This is a genomic window from Psychrobacter sp. M9-54-1, from assembly GCF_016613355.1.
Taxonomy (GTDB): Bacteria; Pseudomonadota; Gammaproteobacteria; order Pseudomonadales; family Moraxellaceae; genus Psychrobacter; species Psychrobacter faecalis.
In genome coordinates this window covers 21,975-42,809 of the sequence record NZ_JADGFW010000002.1, presented here as the reverse complement: position 1 = coordinate 42,809, position 20,835 = coordinate 21,975, and the positions used below count along the sequence as shown (strand labels likewise).

16 protein-coding genes are annotated in these 20,835 nt (G+C 44.8%); 11 read left to right on the top strand and 5 right to left on the bottom strand.

Annotated features, from left to right (window positions below; all coding sequences use genetic code 11):
• Positions 1–61 precede the first annotated feature (61 nt).
• Positions 62–1,984, bottom strand: a complete 1,923-nt coding sequence (locus IQ457_RS00545) for an AAA family ATPase (protein WP_200661661.1) — start codon at positions 1,982–1,984, stop codon at positions 62–64.
• A 322-nt stretch (positions 1,985–2,306) separates the two neighbouring features.
• Here IQ457_RS00545 and exaC point away from each other — a divergent pair, with 322 nt between their 5' ends.
• The 10 genes from exaC to IQ457_RS00495 all read left to right on the top strand — a co-directional run bounded on the left by exaC (position 2,307) and on the right by IQ457_RS00495 (position 14,511).
• Positions 2,307–3,833, top strand: coding sequence for an acetaldehyde dehydrogenase ExaC (gene exaC, locus IQ457_RS00540; RefSeq protein ID WP_200661660.1), 1,527 nt, complete (start codon positions 2,307–2,309; stop codon positions 3,831–3,833).
• 111 nt (positions 3,834–3,944) lie between these two features.
• The gene (adhP, locus tag IQ457_RS00535) at positions 3,945–4,973 is read left to right on the top strand and encodes an alcohol dehydrogenase AdhP (RefSeq protein ID WP_342343295.1); all 1,029 of its coding nucleotides are present in this window, start codon (positions 3,945–3,947) and stop codon (positions 4,971–4,973) included.
• Positions 4,974–5,145: 172 nt separating this feature from the next.
• A complete protein-coding gene (locus tag IQ457_RS00530; protein WP_068408108.1) occupies positions 5,146–5,478 on the top strand; it encodes a DUF779 domain-containing protein in 333 nt (110 codons plus the stop codon).
• A 109-nt stretch (positions 5,479–5,587) separates the two neighbouring features.
• Entirely contained in the window at positions 5,588–7,231 is a 1,644-nt protein-coding gene (locus IQ457_RS00525; RefSeq protein WP_200661659.1) for a GMC family oxidoreductase, read from the top strand.
• Positions 7,232–7,587: 356 nt separating this feature from the next.
• The gene (locus IQ457_RS00520; protein ID WP_200661658.1) at positions 7,588–9,228 is read left to right on the top strand and encodes an ABC transporter substrate-binding protein; all 1,641 of its coding nucleotides are present in this window, start codon (positions 7,588–7,590) and stop codon (positions 9,226–9,228) included.
• Positions 9,229–9,428: 200 nt separating this feature from the next.
• Entirely contained in the window at positions 9,429–10,445 is a 1,017-nt protein-coding gene (locus IQ457_RS00515; RefSeq protein ID WP_193031282.1) for an ABC transporter permease, read from the top strand.
• A 139-nt stretch (positions 10,446–10,584) separates the two neighbouring features.
• The gene (locus IQ457_RS00510; protein WP_200661657.1) at positions 10,585–11,499 is read left to right on the top strand and encodes an ABC transporter permease; all 915 of its coding nucleotides are present in this window, start codon (positions 10,585–10,587) and stop codon (positions 11,497–11,499) included.
• A complete protein-coding gene (locus IQ457_RS00505) occupies positions 11,500–12,582 on the top strand; it encodes an ABC transporter ATP-binding protein (RefSeq protein WP_242465299.1) in 1,083 nt (360 codons plus the stop codon).
• Positions 12,579–13,550 (top strand): peptide ABC transporter ATP-binding protein, encoded by a 972-nt coding sequence (locus IQ457_RS00500; RefSeq protein ID WP_200661656.1) that lies wholly within the window; start codon positions 12,579–12,581, stop codon positions 13,548–13,550. Before IQ457_RS00505 ends, IQ457_RS00500 begins: the two co-directional genes overlap by 4 nt.
• Positions 13,543–14,511, top strand: a complete 969-nt coding sequence (locus IQ457_RS00495; RefSeq protein WP_200661655.1) for a DUF4424 family protein — start codon at positions 13,543–13,545, stop codon at positions 14,509–14,511. The genes IQ457_RS00500 and IQ457_RS00495 overlap by 8 nt, the downstream gene beginning before the upstream one ends.
• Positions 14,512–14,537: 26 nt before the next feature.
• Here IQ457_RS00495 and IQ457_RS00490 read toward each other — a convergent pair whose 3' ends face one another.
• A complete protein-coding gene (locus IQ457_RS00490) occupies positions 14,538–15,569 on the bottom strand; it encodes a nuclease-related domain-containing protein (protein WP_200661654.1) in 1,032 nt (343 codons plus the stop codon).
• A 210-nt stretch (positions 15,570–15,779) separates the two neighbouring features.
• On the opposite strand from IQ457_RS00490, the gene IQ457_RS00485 reads away from it, so the two are divergent.
• Positions 15,780–16,385 carry a YceI family protein gene (locus IQ457_RS00485; RefSeq protein WP_200661653.1) on the top strand — a complete coding sequence of 202 codons (606 nt, stop codon included), beginning with the start codon at positions 15,780–15,782 and terminating at the stop codon, positions 16,383–16,385.
• A 160-nt stretch (positions 16,386–16,545) separates the two neighbouring features.
• Here the strand turns inward: IQ457_RS00485 and IQ457_RS00480 are convergent, their stop codons facing one another.
• The 3 genes from IQ457_RS00480 to serS all read right to left on the bottom strand — a co-directional run bounded on the left by IQ457_RS00480 (position 16,546) and on the right by serS (position 20,623).
• Positions 16,546–16,746, bottom strand: a complete 201-nt coding sequence (locus IQ457_RS00480; protein ID WP_200661652.1) for a hypothetical protein — start codon at positions 16,744–16,746, stop codon at positions 16,546–16,548.
• 313 nt (positions 16,747–17,059) lie between these two features.
• Entirely contained in the window at positions 17,060–19,057 is a 1,998-nt protein-coding gene (gene tkt, locus IQ457_RS00475; protein ID WP_200661651.1) for a transketolase, read from the bottom strand.
• Between the two features lie 279 nt (positions 19,058–19,336).
• Positions 19,337–20,623 carry a serine--tRNA ligase gene (gene serS, locus IQ457_RS00470; protein ID WP_200661650.1) on the bottom strand — a complete coding sequence of 429 codons (1,287 nt, stop codon included), beginning with the start codon at positions 20,621–20,623 and terminating at the stop codon, positions 19,337–19,339.
• Between the last annotated feature and the right edge of the window lie 212 nt (positions 20,624–20,835).

The following is a 20,835-nucleotide window of genomic DNA, read 5'->3' as shown; positions in this document are numbered from 1 at the left end:
ATTGAATATTATCAGCATGATGAGAGTCTATCTTTAAAGATTTTTTCTCACTGATTGGAGGCTACGGCGTAATAAAAATCAATGCCAAACGAATGGTGTTGTAATTAATCGCTTGTTTTAGATGCTCAAAAATTGGACGCAGCTTAACACTGCCATCATCGTTAAAGTCATTAGGGTTATTGGCGACCTTAATGGCCACATAAGCGTTGCCAACCGCCGTCATCACTTCATCGTCTGGGCGCAGATGATCACAAGCCAAACTTGGATCTTGCGATTTTAATTCTGCAATATGGCGCATGATGGTCGATTGTGACAGCTGCCGCGCTTGTGAAATTTCGGCAATCGATAAGCTCTCTTCTAATAAAATACGAGTCGCCAGCAAGGTGCTGTCCGATTTATCAGAAACTTGATTGCCAAGTTTCTGTTTTTTATCTATCTGCGCTTGTTGTTGCTCGCGGCGTTTCTTCTGCAAATTGGCATACGCTTCAATCACCGACTTGCTAAGCGTGCCGCCTGATTTTAGAATAAATTTCTCATGCGCCTGCGTCATGCTTTCTTCATCGAGCATGGCATAATTGGCATCCGCTTCCTCTGACAGTGCCAAAAAGCGTTTATCGGCGCCGCGTGCCAGCGGATCAAGCTGCAAGCTCATGTCATTCATACCGAGCAATTGCAAACCTGCCAGCGACTTTAAGCGTGACAATGCCACATAACCTTGTCCAAGCTCAAAAGTGCGCGATAAATCAATCTCGGCCGCCTCAAGGGTCATGCCTTGCGATTTATGAATAGTAATGGCCCAAGCCAAACACAGCGGCACTTGTAAGTAGCTTGCCAGCACGTCGCCGGTTTCGTCTTCGATGATCCATTCTTCAGGCTCAGCGATGACTTCACGACCTGAGTTTAGTCGAACTACAGGCATTTTTTGCGTGGTTGGTTTTTCATCTTTTGGTTTTTCCTTACTTTCTTTATCTTTTTTGGCTTTGTTTTTCGTATTCTTAGCAATAGCATCTTGCGCAGTATCTTCAATCAAATCATCGCTCGTATCTTTACTATCGTCAATTTTTACCGCAGCAAAACCAATCAGCTCACCCATCGTGCCGTTAGAGACACCAAGCTCGCTGTTGTTTTTGATAAACATCACCTTAGCACCGACCTTTAATACCAAATCGTCTTGAGTGCGTACCGTTTTTTTGAGGGTCTCAACCAATTTACTATCGCCAGTCGAGGTGGCCTCAAAACGCATCATCTTCCCATCTAAGGCGGCCAGCTCTTTATCATTGATTTTATTAACGTTGAGATTATGGGTATAAAGACGGGTACGCTTGATATCAACGTCTTGATCAAAGGTCGCCTCTAAGGCAGCAATGGCTTCAAAGGTCACTTCTTGACGACGGATTTGATTGAGGATATCGTCTAAATCAAGCCCGCCATTTGCTGCTTCGCTCACTTGTCGATGTTGCTCAGATAGATAGCAAATATGAAATTTGGCATCGAGCCACGCTTCACTCATAAAAGCAAACTTTTCACGGTTGGTTTCGCCTTTACTTCCAATCGGTGGCAGCTGAAAAAAGTCGCCTGCAACGACGACCTGAATACCGCCAAAGGCCTTGTCGTTTTTGCGCACATACTTTAAAACTTGGCTGACCAAATTCAGCTGCTTAGCGTGCAACATCGATATCTCATCGATGATAAGTACCGCCGTGTCTTTTAATCTATCGGCCAAAAACTGTTTACGAGATAAGTTGGCCAAATCGCGATCAGATAACTCGTCTTTAATCCCAATGCCCGACCAACTATGAATGGTCGTGCCGTTCATATGGGTGGCAGCAATTCCGGTACTAGCCGTCACGGCAACGGGGACACGGCGCGCGCGTAGATAATCGATATATTGGTTGAGTGTATAGGTCTTGCCTGAACCTGCTGAGCCAGTCAAAAAAACATTTTGACCCGTTTTTAAAATATCAAGAGCAGAAGATTGACGCATATATCCAAACCAACCAATAACATAAGAAAAAGGAAACTACCGTCGTAGCATCATAATGGTAGCAATTATAACAGCTGTACCAAGTTTTCGAACCAATTTAAGCAGATACTTATGCATAACCTAAATTTATGAAACAACCTGATTTGCTTTAGTAAAAGTAACTATCCTTATGTATAAAAGTTCAGTAGGATAGACTGACAACCTGATCAGGAAGATCCAGCAAAACCGTGCAAGTGACTTTATAGATATGACCTCAAAAGATCATATATCAAAGGCTTGAACGTTTATTTGCTTTATAAATTAATACAACAAGGAGTCGTTAATGCTACACGCCTATCCCAATACAGAAAACAGCCCCGTCCAATTCCGCGAAAAATATGACAACTTTATCAATGGTGAGTGGGTCGCACCAGCCGATGGAGAATACTTTGACAACACCAGCCCCATTGACGGTAAAGTCATCTGCCAAGTCGCCCGTTCAAAAGAAGCGGATATTGAAAAAGCCTTAGACGCTGCTCATGCTGCCAAAGACGCTTGGGGCAAAACCAGTGTCGCTGAACGTGCCAATCTACTGCTCAAAATTGCAGATAAGATGGAAGCCAATTTAGAAGCCATCGCCATTGCCGAAACGTATGAAAATGGCAAGCCTGTACGTGAAACCCTAGCAGCAGACATTCCATTAGCTGTCGATCACTTTCGCTATTTTGCCAGTGCCATTCGTGCACAAGAAGGCGGCATCAGTCAAATTGATGATGACACGGTTGCTTATCACTTCCATGAGCCACTTGGTGTCGTCGGCCAAATTATCCCATGGAACTTTCCGATCCTCATGGCAGTATGGAAGCTAGCCCCTGCGCTTGCTGCTGGTAACTGTATAGTACTCAAGCCTGCAGAGCAAACGCCTGCCTCTATCCTATTTATGCTAGAGACGATCGGGATTGCTGATATCTTACCAAAAGGCGTGCTTAATATCGTCAATGGTTTTGGCGTTGAAGCCGGTAAACCACTGGCCTCGAACCCGCGCATCAACAAAGTGGCCTTTACTGGCGAGACCACCACTGGTCGCCTTATCATGCAGTATGCCAGTGAAAATATCATTCCCGTGACGCTTGAGCTTGGTGGTAAAAGTCCAAACATTTTCTTTGCCGATATCATGGATGAAGACGATGATTTCTTGGATAAAGCCGTTGAAGGTTTGGTCATGTTTGCCTTAAACCAAGGTGAGGTTTGTACCTGTCCGTCGCGTGCGCTGGTACATGAGAGTATTTATGATGAATTTATCAAACGCTGTGTCGAGCGTGTTGAAGCCATCAAAATGGGCAATCCATTAGACACTGACACCATGATTGGTGCACAAGCCAGCTCAGACCAGTTAGAAAAAATCTTATCTTATCTGGATATCGGTAAAAAAGAAGGCGCGAAAGTCTTGGTTGGCGGCGAGCAAGCCAAACACGATGGCGAGCTTGGCGACGGTTATTATGTGAAACCGACCATCTTTGAAGGCACCAATGATATGCGCGTGTTCCAAGAGGAAATCTTTGGACCAGTACTTGCCGTCACGAAATTTAAAGACGACGAAGAGGCCATGAGCATTGCCAATGATACCTTATATGGTCTTGGTGCTGGAGTCTGGACACGCAGTGTACACAAAGCCTATCGCTTCGGACGTGGCATCCAAGCAGGTCGCGTGTGGACCAACTGCTACCACATCTATCCTTCGCATTCTGCATTTGGTGGCTACAAGCAATCGGGTATCGGCCGCGAAAACCATCTGATGATGCTCGATCACTATCAGCAAACCAAAAACATGCTGGTATCCTATAGTCCTAAAGCGATGGGCTTCTTTTAAATCAGTCTTTCAATTCAGTTTTTTAAAGGCACTTTATAAATAATTATAAAGTGCCTAGTTGGTGCTCTCTGAGCATATCGACTTAAAAGGCAGTAATAAGGAGAAAGTAACGTGACTAATAAGATGAAAGCGGCCGTTTTACATGAATTCGGACAACCCTTACAGATTGAAGAAGTAGATATTCCGACCCCAGGTGCTGGTCAGATTGTGGTTAAAATGCAGGCTTCAGGTGTTTGTCATACTGACCTTCACGCTGTCGAAGGTGATTGGCCAGTCAAACCAAGCCCCCCGTTTATCCCTGGTCATGAAGGTGTCGGCCTGATCACTGCTGTGGGTGAAGGTGTTAAGCATGTTAAAGAAGGCGACCGTGTCGGTGTGCCTTGGCTCTACTCTGCCTGTGGTCACTGTACGCACTGTCTAGGTGGCTGGGAAACCCTGTGCCTAAGTCAAGAGAACTCTGGTTATTCAGTGAATGGTAGCTTTGCAGAATACGTATTGGCAGATGCTGACTATGTTGGCATTATTCCTGAGAGCGTTGACTCTGTTGAGATTGCACCAGTTCTATGTGCGGGTGTGACGGTATATAAAGGTCTGAAAATGACAGACACCAAACCAGGTGATTGGGTCGTCATTTCAGGTATCGGTGGACTTGGTCACATGGCGGTACAGTACGCCATTGCCATGGGACTGAACGTTGCTGCCGTCGATATTGACGATGAAAAGCTCGATTTTGCCAAAAAACTGGGGGCAAAAGTCACCGTCAATGCCAAAAACACCGATCCTGGTGAGTATCTGCAAGAAGAGATCGGCGGTGCTCATGGTGTGCTAGTGACAGCCGTCTCCTCTAAGGCCTTTGATCAAGCGCTGACCATGCTGCGCCGCGGTGGTACTTTGGTCTGTAATGGTCTACCAACAGGCGACTTCCCTGTTTCTATCTTTGATACGGTACTAAATGGTATTACCATTCGTGGCTCAATCGTTGGTACACGTCTAGACCTACAAGAGTCGCTAGATATGGCAGCGGAAGGTAAAGTAAAAGCGACCGTTGCCGCTGAGCCGCTTGAGAATATCAATGATATTCTTGATCGTATGCGTGATGGCAAGATTGAGGGACGTATCGTGATTGACTACGCTATGTAGACATTGCAACTGTCTCAGTGATTGGTACGTTTAGTCACAAAACATCACTTAATCACTAACGCTAGGTCGTATCGTTTTCAGCCACATGCTATGAATGATGTGAGTGAAGATGATACGACCTTTTATATTTTACCGATTAGTTTGGGTAAAATATAAAAATAAGGAGCACGTTATGAAACTTGAAGCGACAGAAGCCTGCGTTGCGTTAATTGAGCTATTAAAGTCCAAACACGGTGACCTGATGTTCCATCAATCTGGCGGCTGCTGCGATGGCAGCTCACCGATGTGTTATCCGCTGGGTGAGTTCAAAGTTGGTGGTCAAGACGTACTCGTCGGTGAGCTTGCTGGTTGTCCATTTTATATGGGTAAAGCCCAGTATAAACTCTGGCAACATACTGATTTAACTATCGATGTAGTCGATGGTCGTGGTGCGAGTTTTTCACTGGAAATACCTGAAGGCAAACGCTTTATTGTGCGCTCTGAAATATGCGCCATTGAAGATTGAATGAATGCCTAGCGTCAGTATTCTGTTAGGTCTATACTAATCAATGACCTATATACTGGAAAGCTAGCTCTCCAGTTTGATTGGCATGGAAGCTATAAGGAATATAAAAATGGAATTTGACGCAAAATTTGATTACGTCATCGTTGGTGGCGGTTCTGCAGGTTGTGTGCTCGCTAGCCGGCTGACAGAAAACCCCGACATCAGTGTTTGCTTGTTAGAGTACGGCGATGAGGGCAAAGATCTTGCTATTCGCGTCCCTGCAGGGCTCATCCTTCTCGTCCCTGGCAAACCGCTAAAATCAAACAATTGGTGCTTTCATACTACGCCGCAAACCCACCTCAATAACCGCCGCGGCTTCCAACCTCGTGGGCAGTGTTTGGGTGGCTCATCAGCCATTAATGCGATGATTTATACTCGCGGCAGCGCGCTTGATTATCAGCGCTGGGTTGAGCAAGGCTGCGAAGGTTGGGGATTTGATGATGTCCTGCCCTACTTCATCAAGTCAGAAAACAATGTTCACGGTAGCGATGCGCTGCATAGTGATAGCGGGCCACTGCACGTCAGTGATTTACTCAGTCCTCGTGAAGTCTCAAAAGCGTTTGTAGAGGCAGGGATAGCCAATGGACTTGAGCATAACCAAGACTTCAATGGCAAAAAACTTGATGGTGTTGATCTGTATCAAGTGACGCACTTTCATGGAGAGAAACAAGGTCAACGCTGCTCTGCCGCTGCCGCTTATCTACATCCAGTACAAAACCGGCCAAATCTGACGGTCATTACCCATGCGCAAGCCAACCGCGTCATTATTGAAGACAATCAAGCAGTCGGCGTTGTCTATGAAAAAGATGGGGTTAAACAAACCGTTATGGCGCGTCATGAAGTCATATTATCAGGAGGCACCTTTGGCTCACCCAAAGTTCTCATGTTATCGGGCATAGGTCCTGCTGAACACTTGCAGTCACACGGTATAGATGTCGTGGTAGATGCGCCTGAAATCGGTGGCAACCTACAGGATCATTTGGATGTGGTATTTGATTACGAGGTAAACACCACGGATGTCATCGGTATCGGCATGATTGGTGGCAAAAACTTCTTTAAAGCGCTTTCACAATGGCGAAAAGATGGCACTGGCATGCTATCGACCAATTATGCTGAAGCGGGTGCTTTCTTTAGCGTTGGTGACGCCCCAAAAGAGTGGCCAAATACCCAGCTGCATTTTGTCATATCTCGCGTGATTGAACACGGTCGTGACCTTAGACGCGGTTTTGCTGTTTCTTGTCACGCCTGCTACTTGCGCCCTGAAAGCCGCGGTACGGTTAGGCTTGCGTCAGCTGACCCCTCAGAGTGCGTATTGATTGATCCCAACTTCCTCTCCCATCCTAAAGACGTAGAGTATATGGTCGCAGGCGCTGAGCGTACGCGCGCCATCATGCAAGAAGCACCCATCGCCAAATATATCACCGAAGACTACCCTGCCCCTTATATCGAAAAAGACGGCATGCTTGGCTATATTCGTAATAAATCAGATACCATCTATCATCCAGTCGGCACATGCCGTATGGGTTCAGATGATAAGTCTGTGGTCGACTTAGAACTAAAAGTGCGCGGCGTCAATGGATTACGGGTTATTGATGCGTCTGTGATGCCGACCTTGATAAGCGCTAATACCAATGCGCCAACCATTATGATTGCCGAAAAAATGGCTGACTTCATTAAAGCAAAACATCATCACGCTGAGCAAATCGCATCATAGAAAAAATAAGTAAAATATTTTACGGCAAGCGCTTTTATCTCATAAACTTTTCTATTGAAGATAGCGCTTACATTCAAAAATACGGATATTAAAACGGGACATTTTCTATCAAATTAAATATATTGATACCTTGCGTTACAACTGTGTAAGGTAGTATATTTAAACCACTTATTTATATTGTTATTTATCGCAGCCTGCAATTTGAGTTAAAAATCTCTGACTCATTTTCTTTTTGCATAGTATAAACACTCTATTTATAAACACTTTAAAGGGAATTAGCAGCTCGCTGATTATAGGATTCACTTATGAACCTATAGATATATTGGCGACTACTTATCATTACATAGGATGTAAGAATGCAAAAATCACTCTTCAAACTGCCCCTGTTAGCGACCGTTATCTTGGGTATCAGTGCCTGTAGCGGCGACAATAAAACCACCGACGACTCTGCTGCTAGCTCAGACGCCAAAGGCGCAAAAACCTTGCTTTATTGCTCAGAAGGTAGCCCTGCTGGTTTCGACCCAGCTCAATATACGGCAGGTACGGATTTTGACGCTAGCGCCTACCCTATTTACAACGCTTTAGTAGAATTTAAAAGAGACGGCACCGAGATTCAGCCTGCGCTGGCTGAAAGTTGGGATATCAGCGAAGATGGCAAAACTTACACCTTTAATCTACGTAAAGGCGTCAAATTCGGTAAAACCGATTACTTTACCCCTACCCGCGATTTTAATGCTGACGATGTTGTCTTTACCCTAGAACGTCTCACCAATCCAGAATTTGAATTTAATAAAGCCTACCCTGCCGAATTCCCGTATTCGGTCGGCATGGGGTTGCCTGATCTTATTTCTAATATTGAAAAAGTTGACGACAATACCGTCAAAGTCACCCTAAGCGAAACCAACGCGCCATTTTTACAAAACCTAGCGATGGCCTTTGCTTACATTGATTCTGCTGAATACGCTGACCAATTAATGGCTGCTGGTAACGCAGCTGATATTAATACCAAACCAGTTGGTACCGGTCCTTTCGTCTTTACGTCCTACCAAAAAGACGCACAGATTCGCTATACCAAAAACCCAGACTATTGGAACAAAGATGACATTCATATCGACAATTTAGTATTCGTCATCACCAAAGATTCGGCCGTGCGCGCGCAAAAGGTGCAGGCTGGTGAATGTCATGTGTCTGCTTATCCAAAACCTGCCGAAATTGAATCTGTCAAAAAATCCGGCAAAGCCACGGTTCTCGATCAACCCGGTTTTAACGTCGGCTATGTCGGCTACAACGTTGAAAAACCGAAACTTAGCGACCTTAAAGTTCGCCAAGCGTTAGATATGGCGATTAATAAAGACGCTATTATCAACGCGGTTTATCAAAGTGAAGGCCTCAAAGCCACCAACCCTATGCCGCCAACGCAGTGGGGTTACGATAAATCGATCAAAGATGCGCCTTATGATGTCGAAAAAGCCAAAGCCCTTATCAAAGAAGCAGGTGCGGATAACCTTTCTATCAACCTATGGTATATGCCGGTTCAGCGCCCTTATAACCCAAATGCCAAACTCATGGCTGAAATGCTACAAGCAGATTGGGCGAAGATTGGTGTGAATACCAAGCTTGTCACTTATGAATGGGGTGAGTACTTAAAACGCGCCGCTAAAGGTGAGCCTGATGTCATTTTGGCAGGCTGGACCGGTGACAATGGTGATCCTGATAACTGGCTTGGTTCGCTATTATCTTGTGACGCGGTCGGTGGTAATAACTACTCGCGCTGGTGTAATAAAGATTTTGATAATTTAGTGACCAGTGCCCGTCAGATTACCAATCAAGATGAGCGTGTCGATGATTATGTAAAAGCTCAGCAGATATTTAAAGAGCAACTGCCTTGGACGACAATGGCGCATTCGGTCGTGACCGTATTCACCGCACCAAACGTTGTCGATTATAAAATCAGTCCGCTTGGTGCCATACGCTTCGATGGTGTGAAAGTTGAATAGCATCAGCCAATAAAGTCCGGTATGACAGGCACGGTTATTTAATTCATATTTCATATTCGGCTGGTCAGACGTTTTGTTTGTTCCAGCCGAATTTCTATGAATCAAACGTCTTGTTAAACATTTTGTCACGGACGCTTTTATCACTGCTAATGCTTTACTCTTCGATTTATAACTTTTGAACCACAACTATTGAGCAGCCCATGCTACTTTATATTCTGCGTCGAATTGCGATTTTAATTCCTGTCTATATTGGCTTAACGCTATCCACTTTTACTCTGATTCGTCTCGTACCTGGAGATGCTGTCGAGATTATGATGGGTGAACGTATGGTCGATCCAGAGCTACATGCGCGCGCCCTAGAAAGACTTGGATTGGATAAACCCCTCATCGTCCAATATTGGGATTATTTAACCGGTATATTGACCGGTGACTTTGGAGCGTCTTTTCGTACCCGCGCCCCCGTATTACAAGATTTCTTTGCCCATTTTGTCCCAACGCTGGAGCTTGCAGTATGTGCGATTATCATTGCGAGTGTCGTCGGTGTCAGTTTAGGTATTTTTGCAGCGCTGCGCCGTGGCACATGGATTGATTACACCTTAATGTCAGGAGCGCTGGCTGGCTACTCGATGCCTATCTATTTATTAGGGCCTATCCTAACCGGTATATTTGCCCATTATTTAAACCTTTTGCCGGTCGCCGGTGTCATTTCTGTCGCGCAGTTTTTAGATGTTCACCCACTCTACGGCTCTTGGTTATTGGGCTCTTTAACATCCGGTGAGCCTGGCGCATTTTGGGACGTGGTAAAACATTTTATTTTGCCTTCTATTGCCTTATCGACCATACCACTGGCGATGATTGCGCGCATGACACGCTCGGCGATGCTAGAGGTATTGGATGAAGACTATGTGCGCACAGCACGCGCCAAAGGTTTATCGCCGCGCCGCGTGATATTGGTACACGTGATGCGCAACGCCTTAATTACCGTAGTCACTGTGATTGGCTTACAGATGGCGACCTTGCTCGCTGGCGCGATTATCACTGAGACCATCTTTAGTTGGCCGGGCGTTGGTAATTGGCTACTTGATGGCTTTTTTACCCGTGATTACCCTATTGTGCAAAATGGTATTTTATTGGTCGCCACCGCCTTGATTTTAGTCAGTTTATTTATTGATATTTTATATGGTTTGATCAATCCGCGTATTCGACATACCTCTTAATTTGATAATGATAAATACCCATATTATAAATAGTGGTGATACGCGCTTGCATGATTTAGAGCAATTTTTAGCAAATCCTCAACTTTTCAAGAAATGAGGTTCTACATGCTCTTAGCGCTGGCCACTATAGGAACTACTCATGAAGCCTTCTGTTCTTCCCTCAGATCTTAATTTGATAGCTGCCACACCGCCGTCATCTCTGCAGTTATTTTTGTCGACGTTTTGCCGAAATAAAGGCGCGGTACTGGGCTTTCTTGTCTTAGCCTTGATGGTCGTTATTGCCATACTTGCGCCCACCCTTGCGCCGCATGACCCTTATGAATTATTTACCGGCCAAGAGCAATTACCACCCGCCTTTTTAAGTGGCGGTGATAGTATGTTTTGGCTCGGTACTGATGATGCCGGCCGCGATACGTTATCACGGGTAATGTATGGCGCGCGTTATTCTTTATTTATCGGCCTTAGCGCAACGACCCTTGCGATGTTGGTCGGTATCTCTTTAGGACTGAGCGCGGCGTTTTGGCCAAAGGTTTGGGGCAAAGCGGTGATGCTGGTCAATGATATTTTGATGTCTTACCCCAGCTTACTATTAGCGATTATTATTGCGGCTATTTTAGGCCCTTCTATGACCAATACCATTATTACCATTGCCTTGGTTTGTACGCCGCCGTTTATTCGTCTAACTCGGGCAACGGCGATGGTCGAGCTACAGCGTGAGTACTTTATCGCTTCGCAAGTGATGGGTGCTGGCGTACTACGCTTATTATTTATCACCATTTTGCCCAATTGTATGGCACCGCTTATCGTCCAAGCGACAATGATTTTTTCCTCTGCCATTTTAGAAGCTGGGGCGATTGGTTTCTTAGGCTTTGGCGTGCAACCACCAGATGCTGAATGGGGCGCGATGCTTGGTACGGCGCGACAATATATTCAAAGTAATGTTTGGCTCGCCATTTGGCCCGGCGTCGCTATTTTCTTAGCTGCCCTGTCAATTAACTTGACGGGTGATGGCTTACGCGATGCGCTAGATCCCAAATTAAAGCAGGTGACCTAAATGACTGATACGTTAAATACAATCGTCACTACTGAAACTTCGATGACTGGTTCATTAAAAAAAGAAGCGCCACTTTTATTGGATATTGAAAATCTTTCGGTCACCTTTGGTCAAGGCGCGCGCGCTTTTCGCGCCGTTGATGATGTATCGTTGAAAATCACCCAAGGTGAAGTTCTCGCTGTCGTTGGGGAATCCGGTTCAGGTAAGTCGGTCACTATGATGGCGCTGATGGGCTTATTGCCGCCTTCTGCAACCGTTCGCGCACAGCGGGTGATATTTGACAATAAAGACATGCTGAGTATGTCCGCCAAAGAAAAACGCGGCATCATTGGCAAAGACATTTCGATGATTTTTCAAAATGCCATGTCCTGCCTAAATCCGAGCTTTACCGTTGAGATGCAATTGGGTGAAGTACTGCGTAAACACCTTGGCTTACGCGGTTCGGCGGTTCGCACGCGCATCTTAGAGCTGCTTGAGTTGGTTGAGATGCCCGATGCCAAAAACCGACTGAAAGTTTATCCGCATCAATTATCGGGCGGTATGAGTCAGCGTATTATGATTGCCATGGCGATTGCCTGCGAGCCAAAACTGCTTATCGCCGATGAACCCACCACCGCGCTTGACGTCACGGTACAAGCGCAAATTATGGATTTGCTCGGGCGCTTACAACGTGAAAAGCAAATGGCCATGGTATTGATTACTCATGATTTGGGTTTAGTCGCGCAAAACTCACGTGATGTCGCCGTTATGTATGCCGGACAAGTGGTTGAAACCAGTACAGTGCCAGAGATTTTCCAGCATCCTGCTCACCCTTATACCGATGCCTTGCTACAAGCTATTCCTGAGCTGGCTATCGGCCAAGATAGGCTCAATAGCTTACCGGGTGTGGTACCAAGCCAATATGACCGTCCAAGTGGCTGTTTGCTCTCGCCTCGTTGTCCGTATAAAGAACCCGCTTGCGAAGTGCCGCCGCCTATTTTAGAGACGCCTACTGGCAAAGTGCGCTGTATTCATGCCGAACTACCAAGCTTACCTACTCGCATTTCTACCCCGCACCCTGCTACTTTGGAGTCCCAAGTATGAGTGATAAAGTGGTCTTAAAAGCAGACAATTTACACAAGCATTACCCAGTATCGCAAGGTTTGGGCAAACCAAAAGCATATGTTAAAGCGTTAAATGGTATCTCGTTTGAGCTTCAAGCGGGCAAAACACTTGCGGTCGTTGGTGAGTCAGGCTGTGGCAAATCGACACTTGCCCGCCAATTGACCCTAATTGAAGAGCCGACTGATGGTGAGCTGTCTATCAATGGTGAAGCGACCACTGGCTATAGCAGAAAAGCGTTAAAAGATTTGCGCACCGAGATTCAGATGGTGTTCCAAAACCCTTATAGCAGTCTCAACCCGCGTCATACGATCGGTTATCAATTAACCGAGCCATTAGATATCCATACCAAACTGTCAAAGGAAGAAAAGCGCGAAAAAATAAACGAGATGATGAGAAACGTCGGTCTACGTCCTGAACATGCTGGCCGTTTTCCGCATATGTTTTCGGGTGGTCAGCGCCAACGTATTGCCCTCGCCCGCGCCATGATGCTCAATCCAAAAATCGTCGTTGCTGATGAACCGACCTCAGCGCTCGATGTATCGATTCAAGCGCAAGTATTGAATCTATTTATGGATTTGCAGGACGAGTACCATACGGCGTATGTTTTTATTTCACACAACTTATCCGTAGTCCGCCATGTCGCCGACGATGTGATGGTCATGTATTTAGGTCAAGCCGTCGAACATGGGCCAAAAGAGGCAATTTATAACGCGCCAAAGCATCCTTACACCATCGCTTTATTAGCGGCTGCGCCAACTGTCAGTGGTCATAAAAACGAGTTAACGCTACATGGTGAGCTGCCAAGTCCGCTTAATCCGCCAAGTGGTTGCGCCCTACATAAACGGTGTCCTTATGCCAAACCTCAATGCAGTGAAGTAGAACCAAAGCTGCGCGAATGGGATGGCCGCTTGGTTGCGTGTTTACGTTTGGAAGAGATTTATGGATAAGCGGCATTTTGTATTTAGCGGTACATTAGCTTGTGCGGTGCTGTTCGTGATGACTGCTGCCCAAGCCAATGACTCTACCGGCTATATTGGGACAGGCGGGGTTGGGTATATTAAAAATAAACATATCAGCATGCATAGTGAAGATTTATACATCTCAAAAGATGAAGTCCGCGTCAATTATGAATTTAAAAATCTAAGCAATAAAGACATTACCGAGACCCTTCTTTTTCCTATGCCAGCTGTGCCTAGCTTTACAGACTCAGATTACGCTAATACTAGTGCTACTTATGATAACTTTAAAATTTGGGCCAATGGCAAACCTATCATTCCTGATCAGCATGTCCGCACTTTTATGTACCCGATCATCATCGAAAATGGTGAGCGGGACTATGCAGAAACCCCTATTGATACCACCAATATTTTCAAGGCTTGTGGTATTAGTGACGCTGAAATGATGTCACCTTGGACCTATCGGTTTGATACCGACGATATCAATCAACGGCTTTTGGACTGTAATAGCAAGGCACTCGATAAGTTTATCAGTGATAGAGAAAGTCTCTATATCCCTTGGGATTCACAGGTGATTTATAGTTGGGAGCAAAAGTTCAAAGCCAATACGATCACCAAGGTCAAACACACGTATAAACCGTTAGTAGGTGGATCAGTATCTTTAGGCGAGGAAGAATTTTCAAATTTTTGTGTAGATAAATCAACTCAGCGAGGATTTAATAATAACGGACGGCCCTATCATGCCTTAAGCTATATCCTAACGACGGGAGCAAACTGGGCCAAACCGATTACTCATTTCAAACTGACCGTCAAACGCGACCTTAACGAACTGGTCTCCTTCTGTTGGAAAGGTAAAGGTAAAATCAAAAAGATTGGACCAACGACGTTTGAAATAAAAGAAAGTAATTTTGTGCCAACCCATGATTTTGACGTCGCTTTTATTATGAAGTAGCCGTTAGTTTTTAGGATAACTATCACCTAATTAATATTCACCACACCGCGACACTTAGGAAATTGACTGCAACCAAAAAAGGTCTGACCTTGCTGCTGGCCTTTTTTTGCAACGCGCTTGACCATCTCACCATGGCATTTTGGACAAGCGGGAGTATTATCAGAAACAATTGACGCTTCAACTGGCTCGATAATAGAAGCCTCCTTAGTAGCATCTTTCTCTATCTCCGGCTCTGAGTCCAAAACCTCAAATGGGGTAATAAAGACATTATCATCATTATTGAGTTGAGAGATAGGCAGCACATTGCTAGAAGAGACAATCGGTACATCGACCGCTTCAACTTCCGTTTGCCCAGACCATCGCAGTACTTCTCTGCTTTGAAGAATGGTATTTTTAGGAGGTTGTTTTGCTATTAATTCAGGCGCAGGCTGATTCGCTGATGTAGTAACTGACTTAGCATTTGGTTTATCACTAGCTTGCTTGTTTGACGGATTATGCTTCTCTTTTAAATAGGCTTTATGCGCTCTGTTAGTACGCCAAGACTTGCTAAATCGATTGTTTTCAATTTGCTCAACAATGGCTTTGACTTCTTCATCGGTAAGCATTTTATCTTGTTTTTTCTTGATATAAGATGCCATGCCGCTCGTCAATACATGCTCTGGTAACTTATCGCGAGTTTTAAGCTCACACTCGCCGATAAAGGCAATCATCGAATGGAAATAACTCATCTCAAGTTCTAATAAATCAGACAGCGTTTTTATATGTAGATAATTTTGGCGCAATGGATTTTGAAATTTATACTTGCGACCCATGATGACCTGCGTCCATTGTCGCTGCTTTTCGTTACCAAATATCCAGCCTTTATAGTTTTTGGTTTCGATGACAAAGATGCCATACCTAGAGACGATGACATGGTCAATTTGGGTGCTGCCGCCATTTGCTAATGGCAAAGTGATATTGTTTAGACGATGATAAACGTCTTTTTCAAGTTTTAGCCACATGGCCACATTGATGACGGTCTCGCCGACGATACCTTTAAAGCTGGACATCAAAGACATGGTTTTCTACTATATAAAAAGTCATATTGGTTATTTTAAGCGATAAGCCAGTATAAGACTTACTTCTAAATCGCTCATAACTTTAATAATACATTGAAACAGCACAATTGTAGTAGGCTATCGTATTATTATTTCAGCTATAACGCTCAGTTGCGCCCTAAAAGCATGTTCAATACTGACGACTTTAATACCACCCTTTGGATCATACGTATGAATACTCGCGCCGCCTCTTTGTTAAAGATTACGCTTGGTACCTCTTTATTATTATCTTTGCCTATAATGGGAGTCGCCGCCAACACGATGCCACAAAAGTGGAAACTGGACGTGCCTAAGACCAGCGCTGATTTTGAGGTCAAGTATTTAGGCAAGGCGACCACTGACGGTAAGTTTCGTAAAGTAAATGGCGCGATCAATTATGACGTCAAAAAGCCTGAGAGTACGACCATTAATTTTACCGTGCATACCGATAGCATCGATACCGAGCGCAAGCTACGTGACAGTTTTTTGCGCCGAAAGGAGCTGCTCAATACGCAGCAGTATCCAACGATGACATTTGTTTCAAAAAAGATCAAGATGATTACACCGAAACAAGCAAATGTCACGGGCGATTTTACCGCTTTAGGTCAAACCAAACCGTTAACGGTAAGAGTGACTTTATCTGATGTAGAGATTGACCCCGCCACCTCTAAACCGACGTTAAAGTTTCGCGCGACAGGCGTGGTCGATCGCTATAACTACGGGGTGACAGCCTTCCCGAAACTGATTAGCAATATCATTCCGCTTGAAATATCAGGGAAGCTGATTGCAGCTAATTGATTAAGTGACAAAAAACCCAACTTAGAATTTCTAAGTTGGGTAGATAACATTATAGATTTTCAAGACGTTCTTTACAGAAACGCTTAATTATTTAAAAATATTATGACCTAAAAATCACTCGAAAATAGATTAAATATTATAAACATATTTTCTAACGTTTTTAGTACTGCCATATTTGCTCTTCTGCTATACCAGTCTTATCTATTTTATTTCTTCTCTTCTGAATTTTAGTATCTATTTTTTCCTGCTTTTTCATTGCCTTTTGGTTGATATCGTCTATCATTGCTTGAATCTTCTTATCAACTTTGGCCTGTTCTTTTTGATGATACTTATCTACCTTATCTAGCTCTTTTTGACGCACCTTGTCTATTAATCAACGTGCCAGTACAAAACAGGTACACGTCCTTAAGCTCGCTTTAAATTAGCAAAATAGATATAACACTAACCACGGTCAACTAAAAAAACACATTAAGCTTGGTTATAGGGCGGCTGGTCGAACTTTGCGTTACCATTTAACGACTCATGGTGCATTAAGTCTCGACACTAACCTACCCAGCAATCTATTTACAGGGCTTTTTATAATATTTCAAAACCAAAAGTTAATCACAAAAAAAAGAGCCACCATATTTTTCTAGTAGCTCTTTCTTGTTTAAACGCTAACTAAGTTAGGTTTATTAAACCAAACTATTCACCGCATCAATCACCGCTTCCGTAGTAATACCAAACTCTTGATATAGCTCCTCAGCTGGCGCGGATTCACCATAAGTCGTCATACCAATGACTTTGCCATCTAGACCGACAAACTTATACCAGTAATCGACGTGTGCTGCTTCTACCGCTACGCGGGCGCGGATATTAGCTGGCAATACCGCTTCACGGTAGCTAGCATCTTGCTCTACAAAAATCTCGGCACATGGCATAGAGACGACACGGACGCCAACGCCATTTGCGCTCAATGTTGCGTGCGCTTGCATAGCAAGACCAACTTCTGAACCTGTCGCGATGATAATCGCTTGTAGCTCACCTTCCTCTTTCGCTAACACATAGCCACCTTTAGCGATGTTAGCGACTTGCTCGCTATCACGTGCTTGATGTGGCAAGCTTTGACGGCTAAAAATTAACGCAGATGGATTAGTTTCAGACTTAATCGCTTCAACCCAAGCGCTGGCCGATTCGGTCGCATCACACGGACGCCATGTGCGTAGATTTGGCGTGGTACGTAAGCTAGTCAATTGCTCAACTGGCTGATGCGTCGGGCCGTCTTCACCCAAACCAATTGAATCATGAGTGTAAACATGAATCACACGCTGCTTCATGAGTGCGCCCATACGCACCGCATTACGCGCGTATTCCATAAACATCAGGAAAGTTGCCACATAAGGGATAAAGCCGCCATGCAACGCGATACCATTGGCAATCGCTGTCATACCAAACTCACGCACGCCATAATAGATATAGTTGCCGTCAGCGTCTTTTTCGATGCCTTTCGCACCTTTAAATAGCGTAAGGTTTGAGCCTGCCAGATCCGCTGAACCGCCCAATAACTCTGGTAATAACGGCTGTAAGGTATTAATCGCATTTTGACTGGCTTTACGACTGGCAACATCGCCGCCCTGCTCTTGCGTTTGCTGAATATAGGCTTGTGCTTGGCTTTCAAAATCCGCTGGCAATTCTCCGTTTAAGCGGCGTAGTAACTCAGCTGCCAACTCTGGATAGGCTTTTTTATAGGCTTCAAAGTCGGCATCCCAGTTCTTTTGTTGGACGTCGCCTTTGGCTTTTGCATCCCATGCTTCATAGATTTCGTCATCTAATTCAAACGGCGCATGAGTCCATGCTAAAGCGTCACGGGTCAAGACGATTTCGTCATCACCAAGTGGTGCACCATGACTGGCTGCTAAACCTTGCTTGTTTGGGCTACCAGCACCAATCGTCGTTTTACAAATAATTAAGCTTGGCTTAGTGGTCTCAGCAATGGCTTGCTCAGTGGCTTTGGTAATCTCATCGGTATCGTGACCATCGACTTTGATGACCTGCCAGCCATAGGCCTCAAAGCGCGCTTGCGTATCATCAGTGAACCAGCCTTCGACATCGCCATCGATTGAGATGCCATTATCATCATAGAAAAAGACCAATTTGCCCAAACCTAACGTGCCAGCCAATGAGCAAACTTCATGGCTGATACCTTCCATCAAGCAGCCATCGCCTAAGAACGCATAAGTATGATGGTCAACGATGTTATGGCCGTCACGGTTGAACTGCGCCGCTAAGGTTTTTTCTGCAATCGCAAAACCAACGGCATTGGCAATACCCTGACCTAGTGGACCCGTTGTGGTTTCAATCCCTGGCGTATAGCCAAGTTCAGGATGGCCTGGAGTTTTTGAATGCAGCTGACGAAAGCCTTTTAAATCATCAACGCTGACATCATAGCCTGATAAATGCAGCAAGGAATAAATGAGCATCGAGCCATGACCGTTTGATAGTACAAAGCGATCGCGGTTGTGCCATTGCGGGTCAGCAGGATTGTGCTTTAAAAATTTGCGCCACAATACTTCGGCAATATCAGCCATGCCCATCGGCGCGCCTGGGTGTCCAGAATTGGCTTTTTGAACCGCGTCGAACGACAGTACACGGATGGCATTGGCAAGTTTGCGTTCATTAATTGGGGTCGGCATAGAGTGTCCTAATATTCGAATGAAAAGTATGGAGCATAAGAGAAAGGGTTACTCAGAGGGCAATCCATCAGAAATACGACAAAAATACAATGGATGTCATCAAAAGATAGACTATAAAATCACATGCAATATTAACATATTTGCCATCAGGCAATCTAAAAATGCGCTGACAGAAGCGTTTGTATTTAACAATCATTCGTATCAGTTTTATTAAACCAGTACGTATGAAAAAACCGCGAGTCAGCAACCAACCCGCAGTTTAGATAAAAAACTAAATCATTAAGCTAAAATGGTTTCAACTCCGCCCATGAACGGACGCAATGCTTCAGGAATGGTGATACTACCATCAGCATTTTGATGATTTTCCATCACTGCCAATAACGTACGACCGACTGCCAAACCTGAACCATTTAGCGTATGCGCTAGGCTGGTTTGCTTGCCATCTTTAACGCGCGTGCCCATACGGCGAGCTTGGAAGTCGCCACAGTTTGAGCAGCTTGAGATTTCACGATAAGTATCTTGGCTTGGCAACCACACTTCGATGTCATAAGTTTTTTGAGCGGCAAAGCCCATATCGCCAGTACATAGTTTGACCACACGGTACGGCAGATTCAACTGCTGCAAAATGTACTCAGCTTGTGCCGTCATCGCCTCAAGTAAGTCATCTGATTGCTCAGCGGTAGCGATATTGACCATCTCAACTTTTTCAAACTGATGCTGACGGATTAGACCACGGGTATCGCGACCATGCGAGCCGGCTTCACTACGGAAACATGGCGTATGGGCGGTAAATTTTAACGGCAGCTCTTTGATATCCAAACGTTCACCGCGTACCAAGTTGGTCATGGGCACTTCGGCCGTTGGAATCAGATAAAAATCTGTACCTTCGTTATTGGTATGATTGGTCAATTTAAACAAATCATCTTCAAACTTCGGCAATTGACCCGTACCTTTTAAACTCTCAGAATTGACGATATAAGGCACATAGGTTTCAGTGTAGCCGTACTTGATGGTATGGGTATTGAGCATAAACTGAATCAAAGCGCGATGCATTTGCGCAAGCTGACCTTTTAAGACGTTAAAACGGCTACCTGTTAATTTTGCAGCGGCTTCGAAATCAAGCATACCTAGCGTCTCACCGATATGAGTATGGTCTTGAATCTCAAAATCAAACGCGCGCGGCGTACCCCATTTGCGCACTTCGACGTTATCATCTTCTGATGTCCCGACTGGCACATCGGCGGCTGGGATATTTGGGATTTGCATGGCCGCTTGGCTAATACGCTCTTGCAAGGTACGCAGCTCATCTTCAGCTGTCTTAATCTCACCGCTGACACTTTGCATCTCAGCCAACAGTTCGCTGGCATCTGCGCCCGATTTTTTTAGCGCACCCACTTGCTTAGCACCGGCATTACGACGCGATTGCAGCTCTTCGGTTTTGACTTGCAAAGACTTACGTTCGTTTTCGATACTTTGCCAAAACGCCATATCAAGCGCATAACCACGCGTGGCCAGCTGCTGTTGTAAATCCGTTAAATCACCGCGTAAGAGTTTTGGGTCAATCATAATAGTTGCCTGTAGCGCCAAAAGTGAGTAAGAAATAAAAAGGGAAAATAGTAGCCAAGTATAGTGCTTAGATATCACTAGCCATAAATGAGATAAAACAAAAAATAGCGCGCAAAGCCTTATAAAACCACTATAAAGCTTTGCCATAAGGCCACGTCAATCTGAATAATAAATAATAGTCACTATCATACCAATACCGAGCAGATTTGACC

Coding starts and splice junctions, on each gene's coding strand:
- IQ457_RS00490 (WP_200661654.1), bottom strand. CDS start 15,569: ATGTCTTTGATGTCCAGCTTTAAAGGTATCGTCGGCGAGACCGTCATC.
- serS (WP_200661650.1), bottom strand. CDS start 20,623: ATGATTGACCCAAAACTCTTACGCGGTGATTTAACGGATTTACAACAG.
- tkt (WP_200661651.1), bottom strand. CDS start 19,057: ATGCCGACCCCAATTAATGAACGCAAACTTGCCAATGCCATCCGTGTA.
- IQ457_RS00545 (WP_200661661.1), bottom strand. CDS start 1,984: ATGCGTCAATCTTCTGCTCTTGATATTTTAAAAACGGGTCAAAATGTT.
- exaC (WP_200661660.1), top strand. CDS start 2,307: ATGCTACACGCCTATCCCAATACAGAAAACAGCCCCGTCCAATTCCGC.
- IQ457_RS00505 (WP_242465299.1), top strand. CDS start 11,500: ATGACTGATACGTTAAATACAATCGTCACTACTGAAACTTCGATGACT.
- IQ457_RS00530 (WP_068408108.1), top strand. CDS start 5,146: ATGAAACTTGAAGCGACAGAAGCCTGCGTTGCGTTAATTGAGCTATTA.
- IQ457_RS00515 (WP_193031282.1), top strand. CDS start 9,429: ATGCTACTTTATATTCTGCGTCGAATTGCGATTTTAATTCCTGTCTAT.
- IQ457_RS00520 (WP_200661658.1), top strand. CDS start 7,588: ATGCAAAAATCACTCTTCAAACTGCCCCTGTTAGCGACCGTTATCTTG.
- IQ457_RS00495 (WP_200661655.1), top strand. CDS start 13,543: ATGGATAAGCGGCATTTTGTATTTAGCGGTACATTAGCTTGTGCGGTG.
- IQ457_RS00500 (WP_200661656.1), top strand. CDS start 12,579: ATGAGTGATAAAGTGGTCTTAAAAGCAGACAATTTACACAAGCATTAC.
- IQ457_RS00485 (WP_200661653.1), top strand. CDS start 15,780: ATGAATACTCGCGCCGCCTCTTTGTTAAAGATTACGCTTGGTACCTCT.
- IQ457_RS00525 (WP_200661659.1), top strand. CDS start 5,588: ATGGAATTTGACGCAAAATTTGATTACGTCATCGTTGGTGGCGGTTCT.
- IQ457_RS00510 (WP_200661657.1), top strand. CDS start 10,585: ATGAAGCCTTCTGTTCTTCCCTCAGATCTTAATTTGATAGCTGCCACA.